The sequence below is a fragment of the Agrococcus jenensis genome (assembly GCF_003752465.1).
GTDB classification, from domain to species: domain Bacteria; phylum Actinomycetota; class Actinomycetes; order Actinomycetales; family Microbacteriaceae; genus Agrococcus; species Agrococcus jenensis.
Genome location: NZ_RKHJ01000001.1, coordinates 1,454,260 through 1,468,403, shown reverse-complemented (window position 1 = coordinate 1,468,403; position 14,144 = coordinate 1,454,260). Strand labels below are relative to the sequence as shown.

Genomic DNA, 14,144 nt, shown 5'->3' with positions numbered 1-14,144 from the left:
TGCTCCCGCGCACGCGAAGAGGGCCCCGCCGGAGCGGGGCCCTCTCGTGCTGTGCTGCGTCAGCGCTGCCGGGTCACTCGTTGAGCGAGCCGAACTCCGACGACAGGAAGGTGTACTGGTTGTCGGCACCGTACTGGTAGATGCCGATGTACGCCTCGGTGGGGTCGCCGTTCTCGTCGAACTCGATCGGGCCGGAGGGGCCGTCGTAGTCGACGTCCTCGCCGTCGGCGATGAGCTGCAGGCACTCGGCCACGTCGGTGCACGCGGTGCCCTCGGTCGAGACCGCCTGCAGGTTGTCGCGGATGGTGATGGGGTCGGCGCTGCCACCGGTCGCCGCAGCGAGCGCAGCCAGGATGACCGCGTCGTACGACTCGGGACCGTAGGAGAAGTCCTGCAGGTCCGGGTCCTGCTCGAGCAGGCGGTCGCGGAACGTGTCGTCGGCCGGGTTGCCGGGCAGCGTGCCCTTCGCGCCGTCGAGCGTGCCCTCGGGGAAGTTGTAGCTGTTCGACAGGTTGCCGTCGACGAAGTACATGCCGGAGGCCGGGAAGCCCTGCGTCACGAGCTCGGGGACGATCTGCGCCGTCTCCGCGAACGCGAGGATGCCGATCGCGTCGGGCTGGCCCGCCATGATCTCGGCGACCTGCGACGTGAAGTTCGTGTCACCCGGGTTGTAGAGGACGCTGCCGGTGACGGTGCCGCCGGCGGCCTCGACAGCGAGTCGAGCGTTCTCCTCGAGGCCCGTGCCGTACGGGTCGTTGATCGTGATGAACGCCACGTTCGCGGCGCCGTCCGACGTCATGAGGTTGCCGAGCACGCGGCCCTGCAGCACGTCCGACGGAGCGGTGCGCCAGTAGAAGCCGTCGTCCTCGTAGTCGGAGAAGTCGGGCGACGTGTTGGCCGGCGAGATCTGCACGACCTGCGCGTCGATCAGCTGGTCGACGAACGTGAACGACACACCCGACGAGGCGGCGCCGATGACGACGTCCGCACCGGCCGAGACGAGCTCGCCCGCCGAGGCGGTGGCGATGTCGGTCGTGGTGTCACCGGAGTCGCGGTGCTGCACGTCGACGTCGAACTCGAAGCCCGCGGCCTCGAGGTCGGCGGCAGCCAGGTCGACGCCTGCGAACTCGGGCGGGCCGAGGTACGCGAGGTTGCCCGTCTGGGGCAGGATCGTGCCGACGACGAACGAGGTGTCGACCTCGCCGCCCTCGGTGGGGCCGGTCGAGCCGCCGGCCGAGCCGGACGGGGTGGGCGAGCCACCACCGGCGCAGGCTGCGAGCAGCAGGACGCCGGCGGTTGCGGCGCCGAGGGCCGCGGCACGACGGGGGTGCTGCCCCTTGGTGCGGAGGAAGGACTGCATTGTGCTCCTAAATTCCTACTGGAGGACGCGCGCTGGTACGCGTGTTGGCACAACAGTAGGCGAGCCCCCGACCGAAAACGGCCGTTCCGCGTTACGTCCTGGTAACGGTCTTGGCGCGAACGACCCGACCTTCCGGAGTCCTGCGGGATTCTTGAGCCCTGCTCACAAGGGTCGGGAGTAGGCGCGCTCGCGCGGTGCCCAGGCGGTCCGCGCTAGCGTTGCCGCCACTGCGAGAGGGAGCCATGGGACTGTTCGGCGACAAGGAATCCAGCGGCGACGCCCGCGTGCCCGTGCCGGTCGTGACGCCGACGGTGTGGGGCGACAGCTTCGGCCGCTTCGCGACCCGCGCGCTGCAGGGCATCATCCTGGTGGTGGCCATCACGGGCATCGTCTTCGCGATGACCCAGCTGACGCTCGTGACGATCCCCGTGACCATCGCCCTCATCCTGGCATCGGCCTTCGCGCCGGTGATGCGCTGGATGCGTCGTCGGGGCATGCCGAGCTGGCTCGCGACCACGATCTCGCTCGTCGCGATCGTCGCCGTGCTGAGCGGCGTCGGCTGGCTGATCGTGAACGCGGTGCGCTCGCAGTCGGGCGAGCTCGTGGAGCGCGCGTCGGGCGGCATCGACCGGGTGCTGGAGTGGGTCTCGACCCTGCCGTTCGCGCCGACCCCGGAGCAGATCCAGCAGGCGCGCGAGGCGGTCGTGGGCTTCCTGACGAGCGCCCAGTTCGGCTCCGGCGCCGCGGCCGGCGCCGCCGCCGCCGCGAACTTCCTCACCGGCTTCGCGCTCATGGTGGTCGTGCTCTTCTTCTTCCTCAAGGACGGCCCGCGCATCTGGGAGTTCCTGCTGCGCCCCTTCGAGGGCGAGCGGTACGCGCGCGGCAAGCGCATCGGCGCCAAGACGGTCGAGACGCTCGGCGGCTACGTGCGCGGCACCGCGGTCGTCGCGGCCGTGGACGCCATCGGCATCGGCGTCGTGCTCGCCATCGCGCAGGTGCCGCTCGCGCTGCCGCTCGCGGTGCTCGTCTTCCTGCTGGCCTTCGTGCCGCTCGTGGGCGCGACGATCGCCGGCGCGCTCGCCACGCTCGTCGCGCTCGTCGCCAACGGCCCGGTGGTCGCGCTCGTCGTGCTGGGCGCGGTCGTGGTCGTCAACCAGCTCGAGGGCAACTTCCTGCAGCCCGTCGTGATGGGCAGGTCGCTGCGGCTGCACGCGCTCGTGATCCTCATCGCGCTCACGATCGGCACCGTGCTCGGCGGCATCGTCGGCGCGGTGCTGTCGGTGCCTATCGCGGCCGTCGCGTGGGGCATCGTGCAGGTCTGGGACGGCGACGAGTGGCCGGCGCGCATGTTCCGCCAGAAGCGGCCGGAGGTCGCGTAGCCCCAGCGGCCGGAGGCCGCGTAGCCCGAGCGGCCGGAGGCCGCGTCGCCCCAGCGCTGCGCGGACGCGTCAGGCGGCGCGCGGCCTCGCGCGGTGCCCGCGGATGTGTCGGCCGAGCAGGTCCGTCGACACCAGCACGAGCGACGCCCAGACGAGCGCGAAGCCGATCCAGCGCTCGAGCGGCATCGGCTCGAGCATCACGAACGCGCCGAACAGGAACGAGATGATCGGCGCGAGGTACTGGGTGAACGCCAGGGCCGTGAGGGAGATGCGGCGGGCGGCCGACGCGAAGGCGAGCAGCGGGATGGCCGTGACGAGGCCGAGCAGCGCGGTGCCCCAGATGCCGGCGGCACCGTTCGCGCCCACCGTGAGCCCGTTGGCGGCGATCGCGACGCCCATCATGACGAGCGACGCGGGGAGCGCCGCGACCGTCTCGATCGTGAAGCCCGAGAGCGCATCCACCGAGCCGCCGACGCGCTTCTTGATGAGGCCGTAGATGCCGAACGACACCGCGACGGTGAGCCCGATCCAGGGCACCTCGCCGTAGCCGATCACCATCACGAGCACGCCGAGCGCCCCGAGGCCCACGGCGACCCACTGCACCGGCCGGAGCCGCTCCCCGAGGAAGAGCACGGCCAGCACGACGCTCACGAGCGGGTTGAGGAAGTAGCCGAGGCTCGTCTCGAGCACGCGGTCCGAGAGCACGCCGAGGAAGAACGCGGTCCAGTTCACGAGCACCGCGAAGCCGGCGAGCACGAGCGACCCGGTGTCGCGGCGGCTGCGCAGCACGGCGGCGAGGCGCCCCCAGCCGCGCGTCGCCGCGACGAGCGCGAAGGCCACCACGACCGACGCGATCACGCGCCAGCCGATGAGCTCGAAGCCGTCGATGCCGCGGGTGAGCTGCAGGTAGATCGGGACGACGCCCCAGAACGTGTACGCGAAGATCGCGTACCAGAGTCCGGTGGTCGTGCGCGGCTCGCTCATCGCTCCTCCTGGAACGGCGAAGGCGGCGCCCCCTCGAGGGGGCGCCGCCGACGGGATCGTCGCTGGGTCAGCGCTCGACGATGGCGAGCACGTCGCGAGCCGAGAGCACGAGGTACTCGTCGGCGCCGAACTTCACCTCGGTGCCGCCGTACTTGGAGTACAGCACCTTGTCGCCGACGGCGACGTCGATCGGAACGCGGTTGCCGTTGTCGTCGATGCGACCGGGGCCCACTGCCACGACCTCGCCCTCCTGGGGCTTCTCCTTGGCGGTGTCAGGGATGACGAGACCGCTCGCGGTCGTCGTCTCTGCCTCGACCTGCTTGATGACGATGCGGTCCTCGAGCGGCTTGATGGAAACCGACACGGTTGCCTCTTTCTTGTCAGACTCTGGGGCGCGTCCGGACGGGCCGGACGCCAGAGCAAGCCTAGGCGGTCGGCTGGCACTCGGTCAACATGAGTGCCAGCGATCCGGCCGTCAGGCACCCTCGCGACCGGCGCCGCGCCGCGCCGGTGCTTGGATGGAGCGATGGACGCCGAGGAGCTGCGACTGCTGCTGTCGAAGGACGGCCTCGCGCTGCTCGAGCGTGCGGAGGCGCAGCTCGACGACCGCTCCGACGTCGTCCGGGAGGTGTCGCGGCTGCGCGCCGACGGCCACGCGCCGGCGCTCGTCGCCGCGGTGCTGTCGCAGGCGCGGCTCCGCCGCCGCGCGCGGGCGAAGTTCGGCGAGTTCGCTGCCGGGATGCTCTTCACGGAGGCCGGGCTCGAGCAGGCGACGCGGCTCCGCGTCGCCGCCCACCACGCCGGCAGGATGCGCCGCGCGGGCATCGTCTCGGTCGCCGACCTGGGCTGCGGGATCGGCGCCGACGCGCTCGCCTTCGCGACGCTCGGCCTCGAGGTCACCGCCGTCGAGCGCGACGAGGCGACCGCCGCGATCGCCGCGTTCAACCTCGCCGCGTGGCACGCGACCGTGCTCCACGGCGACGCGCTCGAGACGCCGGTCGACGCGGAGGCGCTGTGGTTCGACCCCGCCCGTCGCGACGGCGCACGCCGGCTCAACGACCCCGCGGACTGGTCGCCCGCCCTCGACGCCGTCTTCGCCCGCGCGGCCGCGCAGCCGACCGGGGTCAAGCTCGCGCCCGGCATCGATCGCGCGCTGCTGCCGGCGGATGCCGAGCACCAGTGGGTCACGGACGGCCTCGAGACGGTCGAGGCGGTCGTGTGGACCGGGGCGCTCGCGCGCCCCGGCGTCGCCCGCAGCGCGCTCGTGCTGAGCGACGAGGGCGCGGAGGAGCTGACCGGTGAGGCGAGCCATCCTGAGCCGGGCGAGCTCGGCGAGTGGCTCTACGAGCCCGCCGGCGCGGTGATCCGCGCGGAGCTCATCGGCGCGCTCGCCGACCGCCTGGGCGCGACCGGGGTGAGCGACGGCATCGCCTACCTCTCGGCCGACCGCCACGTCGCGACCCCGCTCGCGCAGGCGTTCCGCGTGCGCGAGACGCTCCCCCTCGACGAGCGGCGCATCGCGCAGCGGCTGCGCGAGCTCGGCATCGGCGACCTCGAGATCAAGAAGCGGGGCGCCGACGTCGACCCGGCCGCGCTGCGCAAGCGGCTCAAGCTCAAGGGCGACAGCAGGGCCACGCTCATCGCGACGCGCGTCGGCGGGCGGCATCGGGCGATCCTGGCCGATCGCCCATGACCCCCATGACACCCGCGACCCCCTGAGCACGACGGAGCCCGCGACCGTTCGGCCGCGGGCTCCGTCGTCGTGCGAGGGCTGCTACATCTGCCCGATCGCGATGAGGTACGGGATCCAGCTCACGAGCAGGATCACGATCACGACGATCGAGATCACGGTCGCGACGACGCCGGCGAGCGCCGCGATGAGCGGCCACGGCTTCGCCTCGGGGTTCTTCTTCATGGCGACGAAGCCGAGGATCGCGCCGACGATGCCGCCGAGCAGGCCGATGCCGCTCATGAAGGCACCGATGAGGCTGAGGCCCGACACGATGAGCGCGGCGATCGTGATGCCCTTGAGCTTCTTCTGGCCCGGCTGGGCGAAGCCCTGCTGGCCGTAGCCGGCCGCGGGGTCGCTGTAGCCGGTCTGCTGCCCGTAGGCGGGCTGCTGGCCGTACGGCTGCTGGCCGTAGCCCTGCTCGGCGGGCGCCGACGGCTGGGCGTAGCCCTGGCCGTAGGCAGGCTGCTGACCGTAGCCCTGGTCGGGCGTCGACGCCTGGCCGTACGACGGCTGCTGGCCGTAGCCCTGGTCGGGCGTCGAGGCCTGGCCGTAGGACGGCTGCTGGGCCTGCTGCTGGCCGTAGGCGGGAGCGCTCGAGCCGAAGCCCTGCGCGTCCTGCGACGGCGCCTGGCCGTACGACGGCGCCTGGCCGTAGGTCGGGGCCTGACCGTAGGACGGGGCGGGCTGGCCCGCGTCGGGTGCCTGGCCGAACGACGGCGACGGCTGGGCCTGCTGGCCGAAGTCGGCGGCGGGCTGGGCGCTGTCGGCGGAGTCGCCGGCGGCACCCTCCTGGTCGGGTCGACGGAATCGGCCGTCGGCCGGTGGGAACTGGTCGCTCACGGGATCCTCCTTGCGATGCGCGACTGCGCGAGCACCACCGTACCCTGGTCAGGCGCGAGGAATCCTAGATTCCGCCCGGCGATCCGCGCCCCTCGAGGCGCGATCAGGACCGACCCGGCGGTCGGCGCCACGTCAGATGCCCGAGGCGGGCAGCTGCTCCACGATGGTGACGATCATCGCGATGCCCGCGACGGTCGCGGCGATGAGGCCGACGAGCGTGACGGCGCCGAGCACGATCGACCAGATCGCGAGCAGCCGGCCGTCGTCGCCCGTGCGCCGGATCTGCGCGAGCGCGATGGCGCCGAGGACGATCGCGGCGATGCTGCCGAGCCCCAGGAGGATCGTCGTCCCCGCCGCCGCGGCGACGATGGCGAGGACCGCGAGCAGGTTGGTCCGGGGTCCGGGGTGCGTCGGCGCCGACCACGCCTGCTGCGGGACCGTTGGCCAGGCCGCGGGCTGCTGCGGCGGCGCGCCCCAGCCCTGCTGCTGCCATGCGGTCGCGCTCATGCTGTGCCCCCTCGACGGATCCCGGCTCCCGATCCTGCCAGGCCGGCCTGTGCATCCGCCGCACCCGGCGCCGCGCGAGGGCTCGCCGCGGGGCGTCAGCGCACCTGCACCGTGCTCGCCTCGAGCGTCGACTCCGCCGCGAAGCCCGCCGAGCTCGGTGCGTCCCCGCGCGCGACGAGCATCGCGCCCACCGCGGCGATCATGGCGCCGTTGTCGGTGCAGAGGTCGAGCGGCGGGATGCGCAGCGCGACGCCGGCCCCGGCGGCGCGCGCCGCGGCGACCTCGCGCAGCCGGCGGTTTGCGACCACACCACCGCCGAGGAGCAGTCGCGGGATGCCGTGCTCGGCGCACGCGTCGAGCGCCTTCGAGACCAGCACGTCGACGACGGCCTCGCGGAAGCTCGCGGCGACGTCGGCGACCGGGAGCGGCTCGCCTGCGGCCTCGGCACGCTCGACGTGGCGCGCGACGGCGGTCTTGAGCCCCGAGAACGAGAAGTCCCACCGGTGCCGGTCGCGGTCCTTCGGCGCCGTGAGCCCGCGGGGGAAGCGGATCGCCTCGGCGTCCCCGTCGACGGCCGCCGCGTCGATCGACGGGCCGCCCGGGTAGGCGAGGCCCAGCAGGCGCGCCGTCTTGTCGAACGCCTCGCCCGCGGCGTCGTCGATCGTCTCCCCCAGCAGCTCGACGTCGCCGGCGAGGTCGCGCACGAGCAGCAGCGACGTGTGGCCGCCGGAGACGAGCAGGGCGATCGTCGGCAGCTCGAGCGGCTCGCCGGAGAGCACGTCGGCGGCGACGTGCCCGACGAGGTGGTTGACACCGTAGAGCGGCAGCTCGCGCGCCGTGGCGAGACCCTTCGCCGCGCCGATCCCGACCATGAGCGCGCCCGCGAGCCCCGGGCCCGCGGTCACCGCGACGGCGTCGATGTCGTCGAGCGTCATGGAGGCGTCCGCGAGCGCCGCGCGGATGGTCGGCTCCATCGCCTCGAGGTGCGCGCGGGCGGCGATCTCGGGCACGACCCCGCCGAAGCGCGCGTGGAGGTCCATCGACGAGGCGATGCGGTTCGCGAGCAGCTCGGTGCCGCGCACGATGCCGACGCCGGTCTCGTCGCAGCTCGTCTCGATGCCGAGCACGACCGGGCCGCTCACGGTCGCATCCGCTTCATCACCACGGCGTCCACGTCCTCCGGCTGGTAGTAGCGCGGCCGCACCCCGATCTCGACGAAGCCGGCGGATGCGTAGAGGCCGCGCGCCACGTCGTTGTCGGCGCGCACCTCGAGGAACAGCTCGCGCACGCCGCGCCGCTCGGCCTCGACGAGCAGCTCCGTGAGCAGCGCCCGGCCGATGCCGCGGCCGCGCGCGTCGTCGGCGACGGCGATCGTCTGCACGTCGCCCTCGACGCCCACCGCGCGCAGGCCCGCGTAGCCGAGCGCGCGTCCCTCGTCGTCGACGGCGAGGATGTAGCGGCCCCACTCGCTCGCGATCTCTGCCTGCATGGTCGCCGGCTCCCAGGCGCTCGCGGGGAACGCGGCGCGCTCGAGCGCCATGATCGCGTCGAGGTCGGCCTTGCCGGCGGTGCGGATGCGCACGCCGACGGGCTGCGCGCCGCTCACTGGCTCACCCGCTTCGGGCCGGCCGACGGCACCGCGTCGGCGTCGCGGAGGTAGAGCGCCTCGGGCACCTCGAGGGCGCCGCGCGCCGCCGCCCTGGCGAGCAGGGCGGCGTCGACGGCGTCGGCGTCGATCCGCGGCACGAGCGCGTGCTCGCCGGCGGGCGGGGGCACGGCGTCGGCCGGCGCCAGGTGCGGGCCGTCGGCGACGACGCCGTCGACGACGACGCTCCACGCGCGCTCGCGGCGCCGCACATCCGTCGTCACCTGCGCCGTGCCCTCGGTGACGCCGGCGTGGCTCGCGATGCCGCGGCAGGGCACGCCGAGGCCGAGCGCGGCCGCGCGAGCGGCGGCGATGCCGACGCGGAGCCCCGTGAAGGCGCCGGGACCCATGCCGGCGACGACGAGCGCGATGCGGTCGCGGCGGCCGTCGAGCGCGCGCTCGAGCATGCCGCCGAGGTGCTCGGCGTGCCGGCGGGTGTCGGCCGCCTGCTCGCGGAACACGACGTCGTCGCCGTCGACGACGGCCACCGACGTGCCGAGGGAGGTGTCGATCGCGAGGATCACTCTGCGCTCCCGTTTGTCGTCGAGGTGGTTGCGGCCGAGGTGGCTGCGGCCGAGGTGACCGCCATGGATGCTGCGCCGCGCGCGAGCGAGCGGACGCGGGCGGCATCCCAATCCTGCCCGTGCCCGCTCAGCCGCACGAATCGGGGCTCGTGGTCGTCGGCGTCGTCGCCGTCCGCGTCGCCGGCTGCGCCGCGGGCGAGCTCGACGCGCAGCCACGACTCGAGCGCGTGCTCGAGCGGCGCGCCCCACTCGGCCACGGTGATGGCGCCGTCGAGGTCGAGGTCGAGGTCGTCGAGCTGCGCCTCGTCGCCGGCGCCGCCCTCCTGCAGGCGATAGGCGTCGACGTGCTGCAGGTCGGGGCCCGCGTCGGTGCGGTGGGTGCGCGCGATGACGAACGTGGGGCTCTGCACCGTGCCGTGGGCGCCGAGCGCGCGGCCGATGCCGCGCGTGAGCGTCGTCTTGCCCGCGCCGAGCGGCCCGATGAGCAGCACCGCGTCGCCGGCGCGCAGCGCGCTGCCGATCCGCTCCCCCAGCGCCTCCATCGCGTCGGCGTCCGGCACGACGCCCGCGACCTCGACGGCGACGCGCGGGCCGATCATGCCGGTCAGCTCGGGCGCGGCCGCGAGCTCGAGCGCGACGGGGTCGCCGACCTCGGCGCGCTGGTCGCCGATGTCGAGCACGACCTGGTCCATCGCGACGCGGCCGCGGATCGGATGCGCGACGCCGCCGAGGTCGACCAGTCTGCCCGCAGCGGCGCGCGTGACACCGTCGGCGTAGCCGGCGCCGACGAGCGCGAGCGTCGTCTCGGCCGCGGTGACGTGCTCGCCGCCGTACGAGACGCCGAGCCCCGGCTCGACGCGCTTGACGCCGACGACCTCCGCGAGCAGCCGTCGCGGGTCGCCCTCGAGGTCGAGCTCGAGCACCCGGCGCGGGGCGAGCGCCGGCCCCGCGGCGACGACGCCGGCGCCGCGGGCCGCACCGCCCATCCGGGTCACGACCTCGTAGCCGATCGTGCCGGCGGCGGCGGCCCAGGCGTCGGCGCTCGGCTCGCCGCGCGCCGGGTCGCCCCAGAGCACGCCGTCGCCGTCGAGCGCCGGCTCGATGCGCAGCGCGTCGGCACCGATCGCGACGACGCGCGCCGCCCGACCGTCGACGACGACCGGGGCGCCGAGCGCGGGCAGCAGCCCGTCGTCGAGGCCGACGGCCGCGGCGCCGTCGACGAACGCGGCGCGCACGCGCATCGCGGGCACGAGCCCGAGCGCCGCGGCCCCGGCGCCGTCGCCCGCCGCGGGGCCGAGCGGGTCGATGCCGTAGGCGGCCATGCCGATGCGCACCATGTCGAAGCGCGCCGCCGGGATGCCGAGCGCACCCGCGGAGTTCGCGAGGTGCCGCACCTCGAGGCCGAGCGGGGCAGCGGCGTCGAGCGCCGCCTCGAAGTCGCGCAGCTGCGCGAGATCGGCCTCCGCGCTCGTGCCGGCGAGGTGCGACATCGCGCCTCGGATGCGAGCGCCGCCGTCGGCGAGGACGGCCGCCCGACGGATGGCGTCGGCGCGGTCGCCGCGCGCGATGCCGTTGCGGCCGAGGCCGGTGTCGAGCTTCAGGTGGATCGTCGCGCCCGCCGCGGCGGCGGCCTCGAGCTGCGCGATCGAGCTGACGGCCACCTCGATGCCGTGCCGCGCGGCGATCCGGAAGTCGACGCCCGGGCCGTGCAGCCACGCGAGCACCGGCGCGTCGATGCCCGCGTCGCGGAGCGCGAGCGCCTCTGCCAGGTCGACGACGCCGAGCATGGCCGCGCCGCCGTCGAGCATCGCCCTGGCCGCCGCGACCGCCCCGTGCCCGTAGCCCGCCGCCTTCACGACGCCGCAGACGGGCACGCCGACCTGCGCCGCGAGCGTGCGGACGTTCGCCGCGATCGCGGCGCCATCGACCTCGACGAGCATCAGGACTCCGCGATGACCGTCGCGGTCGCGATGCCGGCGTCGTGGCTCATCGACACGTGCAGGCGCGCGACGCCGATCGCCGCGGCGCGGTCGGCCGCGGTGCCGCGCAGCTCGAGCGACGGCTCGCCGCCCGGCCCCTGCACGACGACGAGGTCGATCCAGCGCATGCCCGCGTTCGCGCCGAGGGCCTTCAGCGCCGCCTCCTTCGCCGCGAAGCGCGCGGCGAGCGAGTGCGGAGCGCGCTCCCGGCCGTCGACGACGAGCTCGTCCGGGGCGAAGAGCCGCTCCTTGAGCCGCGGCGTGCGCGTGACGGCGCGCTCGAAGCGGGCGAGGTCGACGACGTCGACGCCCAGCCCGACGATCACGAGCCGACCCCGTGCATCCTCAGCGGATCCGGCTCACTCGACCGTGACCGACTTGGCGAGGTTGCGCGGCTGGTCGACGTCGAGCCCCTTCGCGGTGGCGAGCTCGAGGGCGAAGACGTGCAGCGGCACGACCTGCAGCACCGGCTCGAGCATCGGCAGCGTGAGCGGCACGCGCAGCACGACGTCGGCGTAGGGCAGCACGGCTGCGTCGCCCGCCTCGGCGACCGCGATGACGCGGGCGCCGCGAGCGCGGATCTCCTGGATGTTCGACACGATCTTCGAGTGCAGCAGCGGCTCGTTGCGCGGGCTGGGCACGACGACGAAGACGACCTGCCCCGGCTCGATGAGCGCGATCGGGCCGTGCTTCAGCTCGCCGCCGGCGAAGCCCTCCGCGTGGATGTAGCTGATCTCCTTGAGCTTGAGCGCGCCTTCGAGCGCCACCGGGTAGCCGACGTGGCGGCCCAGGAACAGCACCGAGCGGGTGTCGCTCATCCAGTGCGCGAGCTCGTGCACCGACCTCTGGTCGGCGAGCACCTGGCGCAGCTCGTCGGGCAGCTCGCGCATCTCGGCGACGACCTCGGCGATCGCCTCGTCGGTCATCGTGCCGCGCACCTTCGCGAGGTGCAGGCCGAAGAGCAGCTGGCCGATGACCTGCGCGAGGAAGGCCTTCGTCGACGCGACCGCGACCTCGGGGCCGGCGTGCGTGTAGAGCACCGCCTCCGACTCCCGCGGGATGGTGGCGCCCTGCGTGTTGCAGATCGAGAGCGTGCGCGCGCCCCGCGACGCGGCGTGCTGCACCGCCATCTTCGTGTCCATCGTCTCGCCCGACTGCGAGATGGAGATGACGAGCGTGCGCTCGTCGAGGAACGGGTCGCGGTAGCGGAACTCGTGCGCGAGGTCGACCTCGACCGGGATGCGCGCCCACGTCTCGATCGCGTACTTGCCCACGAGGCCCGAGTAGGCCGCGGTGCCGCACGCGACGATGACGATGCGGTCGATGCCGCGCAGCACCTCGGCGTCGAGCACGCCGAGCTCGCCCAGGTCGACGCCGTGGTCGGTGAGCCGGCCGCGCATGGTGTTCTCGACGGCCTCGGGGCCCTCCGAGACCTCCTTGGCCATGAAGGACGACCAGCCGCCCTTGTCGGCGGCCGACGCGTCCCAGTCGACGTCGAAGCGCTTGGCCTCGGACGGGTTGCCCTCGAAGTCGATGACGGTCGCGCTGTCGTCGGTGATGGTGACGATCTGGTCGTTGTCGAGCGCCGCGGCGTGCGGCGTGAACTTCACGAACGCGCTCACGTCGCTGCCGAGGAAGTGCTCGCCCTCGCCGTACCCGACGAGCAGCGGCGAGTTGTGCGAGGCGCCGACGACGACGCCCGGCTGCTCGGCGTGCATCGCGAGCAGCGTGAACTGCCCCTCGAGCCGCCCGACCGTGCGCTGCATCGCCGCGGTGAGGTCGCCGGTGTCGCGGTAGGCGCGGCCCAGCAGCTTCGCCGCGGCCTCGGTGTCGGTCTCGCTCGAGAAGGTCTCCCCCGCGGCCTCGAGCTCGGCGCGCAGCGCGGCGAAGTTCTCGATGATGCCGTTGTGGATGAGCGAGAGCCTGCCCTCGTCGCCGAGGTGCGGGTGCGCGTTCTCGTCGGTCGGGCCGCCGTGGGTCGCCCAGCGCGTGTGGCCGATGCCGGTCGTCGAGGCGGGCAGCGGCGCGTCCTCCAGGCTCGAGCGCAGCACCGCGAGCTTGCCGCCCTTCTTGCGCAGCGCGATCCCGTCGCCGTCGATCACCGACACGCCTGCGCTGTCGTAGCCGCGGTACTCCAGCCGGCTCAGGCCCTCCAGGAGCACCTCGACGGTGCCGCGATCACCGGTGTAGCCCACGATTCCGCACATGGACCCGATCCTAGCGGCGGTAGGCTCGCCACCGATGTCGCACCCGATCCAGTCGCCGTTCGTCGAGATCGAGCGTGCCGATTGGGCACGCCTCGCGCCCCGCATGCCGAACCCCCTCACCGAGGAGGAGGTGCGGCGGCTCCGAGGCACCGGCGACCGGCTCGAGCTGCGCGAGGTCGCCGAGGTCTACCTGCCGCTCTCGCGGCTCGTCAGCCTCTACCAGGAGTCGGCCTCGCGGCTGCACCGGGAGACGACCTCGTTCCTCGGCGCGACGGCGCAGCCCACCCCCTTCGTCATCGGCGTGGCCGGCTCGGTCGCGGTCGGCAAGTCGACCACCGCGCGCCTGCTCAAGGAGCTGCTGCGCCGCTGGGAGGGGTCGCCCAAGGTCGACCTGCTGACGACCGACGGCTTCCTGCACCCGAACCGGGTGCTCGAGGAGCGCGGCCTCATGCAGCGGAAGGGCTTCCCGGAGTCGTACGACCGGCGGGCGCTGCTCGGCTTCGTCTCGCGCGTGAAGTCGGGCGAGGCGGAGGTGCGGGCACCCGTCTACTCGCACCTCACCTACGACATCGTGCCGGGCGAGGAGGTGGTGGTGCGCCGCCCCGACATCCTCATCGTCGAGGGGCTCAACGTGCTGCAGCCGCCGCCCTCCGGCTCGCACCTGGCGGTCTCGGACCTGTTCGACTTCTCGATCTTCGTGGACGCGCGCACGAGCGCGATCCGCGAGTGGTACGTCGACCGCTTCTTCGCGCTCAAGGCGAGCGCCTTCCAGGACCCGCAGTCGTACTTCCACCGGTTCGCCGACATGTCGGATGCGAAGGCGCGCGCCTACTCGCAGGACGTCTGGGACTCCATCAACGGCCCGAACCTCGTCGAGCACATCCTGCCGACGCGGCCCCGCGCCGACCTCGTGCTGCGGAAGGCCGACGACCACACGATCCGGAGCGTGCTCCTCCGCAAGGTCTGATCGCCTCGGTCTCGGTACGC

The 14,144-nt window shown here is 73.8% G+C and carries 14 protein-coding genes; 3 read left to right on the top strand and 11 right to left on the bottom strand.

Going from position 1 to position 14,144, the window contains the following annotated elements:
* Positions 1-73 precede the first annotated feature (73 nt).
* Positions 74-1,360, bottom strand: coding sequence for an ABC transporter substrate-binding protein (locus EDD26_RS07300; RefSeq protein ID WP_123697101.1), 1,287 nt, complete (start codon positions 1,358-1,360; stop codon positions 74-76).
* 242 nt (positions 1,361-1,602) lie between these two features.
* On the opposite strand from EDD26_RS07300, the gene EDD26_RS07295 reads away from it, so the two are divergent.
* Positions 1,603-2,739, top strand: coding sequence for an AI-2E family transporter (locus tag EDD26_RS07295; RefSeq protein ID WP_123697100.1), 1,137 nt, complete (start codon positions 1,603-1,605; stop codon positions 2,737-2,739).
* Positions 2,740-2,808: 69 nt separating this feature from the next.
* On the opposite strand, the gene rarD is transcribed toward EDD26_RS07295, so the two are convergent.
* Complete coding sequence (gene rarD, locus EDD26_RS07290; RefSeq protein WP_123697099.1) at positions 2,809-3,723, bottom strand: EamA family transporter RarD; 915 nt, start codon at positions 3,721-3,723, stop codon at positions 2,809-2,811.
* Positions 3,724-3,790: 67 nt separating this feature from the next.
* Positions 3,791-4,087 (bottom strand): co-chaperone GroES, encoded by a 297-nt coding sequence (gene groES, locus EDD26_RS07285; protein ID WP_123697098.1) that lies wholly within the window; start codon positions 4,085-4,087, stop codon positions 3,791-3,793.
* A 162-nt stretch (positions 4,088-4,249) separates the two neighbouring features.
* Between groES and EDD26_RS07280 the strand changes: the two genes are divergently transcribed.
* Positions 4,250-5,416, top strand: coding sequence for a class I SAM-dependent methyltransferase (locus EDD26_RS07280; protein ID WP_123697097.1), 1,167 nt, complete (start codon positions 4,250-4,252; stop codon positions 5,414-5,416).
* An 81-nt stretch (positions 5,417-5,497) separates the two neighbouring features.
* Here the strand turns inward: EDD26_RS07280 and EDD26_RS07275 are convergent, their stop codons facing one another.
* From EDD26_RS07275 to glmS, 8 genes are all read right to left on the bottom strand, one after another.
* The gene (locus tag EDD26_RS07275) at positions 5,498-6,295 is read right to left on the bottom strand and encodes a hypothetical protein (RefSeq protein WP_123697096.1); all 798 of its coding nucleotides are present in this window, start codon (positions 6,293-6,295) and stop codon (positions 5,498-5,500) included.
* 132 nt (positions 6,296-6,427) lie between these two features.
* A complete protein-coding gene (locus EDD26_RS07270; RefSeq protein WP_123697095.1) occupies positions 6,428-6,802 on the bottom strand; it encodes a DUF4190 domain-containing protein in 375 nt (124 codons plus the stop codon).
* Between the two features lie 95 nt (positions 6,803-6,897).
* The gene (gene tsaD, locus EDD26_RS07265; RefSeq protein ID WP_245989798.1) at positions 6,898-7,944 is read right to left on the bottom strand and encodes a tRNA (adenosine(37)-N6)-threonylcarbamoyltransferase complex transferase subunit TsaD; all 1,047 of its coding nucleotides are present in this window, start codon (positions 7,942-7,944) and stop codon (positions 6,898-6,900) included.
* Entirely contained in the window at positions 7,941-8,408 is a 468-nt protein-coding gene (gene rimI / locus EDD26_RS07260) for a ribosomal protein S18-alanine N-acetyltransferase (RefSeq protein WP_245989797.1), read from the bottom strand. Before rimI ends, tsaD begins: the two co-directional genes overlap by 4 nt.
* Positions 8,405-8,971, bottom strand: coding sequence for a tRNA (adenosine(37)-N6)-threonylcarbamoyltransferase complex dimerization subunit type 1 TsaB (gene tsaB, locus EDD26_RS07255; RefSeq protein WP_123697094.1), 567 nt, complete (start codon positions 8,969-8,971; stop codon positions 8,405-8,407). The genes rimI and tsaB overlap by 4 nt, the downstream gene beginning before the upstream one ends.
* Positions 8,968-10,911: a tRNA (adenosine(37)-N6)-threonylcarbamoyltransferase complex ATPase subunit type 1 TsaE gene (gene tsaE, locus EDD26_RS14840; protein ID WP_211333843.1), complete on the bottom strand. Its 1,944-nt coding sequence runs from the start codon at positions 10,909-10,911 to the stop codon at positions 8,968-8,970. The genes tsaB and tsaE overlap by 4 nt, the downstream gene beginning before the upstream one ends.
* Complete coding sequence (locus tag EDD26_RS07245) at positions 10,911-11,276, bottom strand: holo-ACP synthase (RefSeq protein ID WP_123697093.1); 366 nt, start codon at positions 11,274-11,276, stop codon at positions 10,911-10,913. The genes tsaE and EDD26_RS07245 overlap by 1 nt, the downstream gene beginning before the upstream one ends.
* Before the next feature lie 33 nt (positions 11,277-11,309).
* On the bottom strand, positions 11,310-13,157 hold the full coding sequence (glmS, locus tag EDD26_RS07240; protein WP_123697092.1) for a glutamine--fructose-6-phosphate transaminase (isomerizing): 1,848 nt from the start codon (positions 13,155-13,157) through the stop codon (positions 11,310-11,312).
* A 34-nt stretch (positions 13,158-13,191) separates the two neighbouring features.
* Here glmS and coaA point away from each other — a divergent pair, with 34 nt between their 5' ends.
* Positions 13,192-14,124 carry a type I pantothenate kinase gene (gene coaA, locus EDD26_RS07235; RefSeq protein WP_245989795.1) on the top strand — a complete coding sequence of 311 codons (933 nt, stop codon included), beginning with the start codon at positions 13,192-13,194 and terminating at the stop codon, positions 14,122-14,124.
* Positions 14,125-14,144: the final 20 nt, after the last annotated feature.

What these genes read in the sequence shown, in the direction of transcription:
- rarD (WP_123697099.1), bottom strand. Translation starts at nt 3,723, where the DNA reads ATGAGCGAGCCGCGCACGACCACCGGACTCTGGTACGCGATCTTCGCG.
- EDD26_RS07295 (WP_123697100.1), top strand. Translation starts at nt 1,603, where the DNA reads ATGGGACTGTTCGGCGACAAGGAATCCAGCGGCGACGCCCGCGTGCCC.
- EDD26_RS07280 (WP_123697097.1), top strand. Translation starts at nt 4,250, where the DNA reads ATGGACGCCGAGGAGCTGCGACTGCTGCTGTCGAAGGACGGCCTCGCG.
- EDD26_RS07300 (WP_123697101.1), bottom strand. Translation starts at nt 1,360, where the DNA reads ATGCAGTCCTTCCTCCGCACCAAGGGGCAGCACCCCCGTCGTGCCGCG.
- coaA (WP_245989795.1), top strand. Translation starts at nt 13,192, where the DNA reads ATGTCGCACCCGATCCAGTCGCCGTTCGTCGAGATCGAGCGTGCCGAT.
- glmS (WP_123697092.1), bottom strand. Translation starts at nt 13,157, where the DNA reads ATGTGCGGAATCGTGGGCTACACCGGTGATCGCGGCACCGTCGAGGTG.
- tsaE (WP_211333843.1), bottom strand. Translation starts at nt 10,911, where the DNA reads ATGCTCGTCGAGGTCGATGGCGCCGCGATCGCGGCGAACGTCCGCACG.
- EDD26_RS07270 (WP_123697095.1), bottom strand. Translation starts at nt 6,802, where the DNA reads ATGAGCGCGACCGCATGGCAGCAGCAGGGCTGGGGCGCGCCGCCGCAG.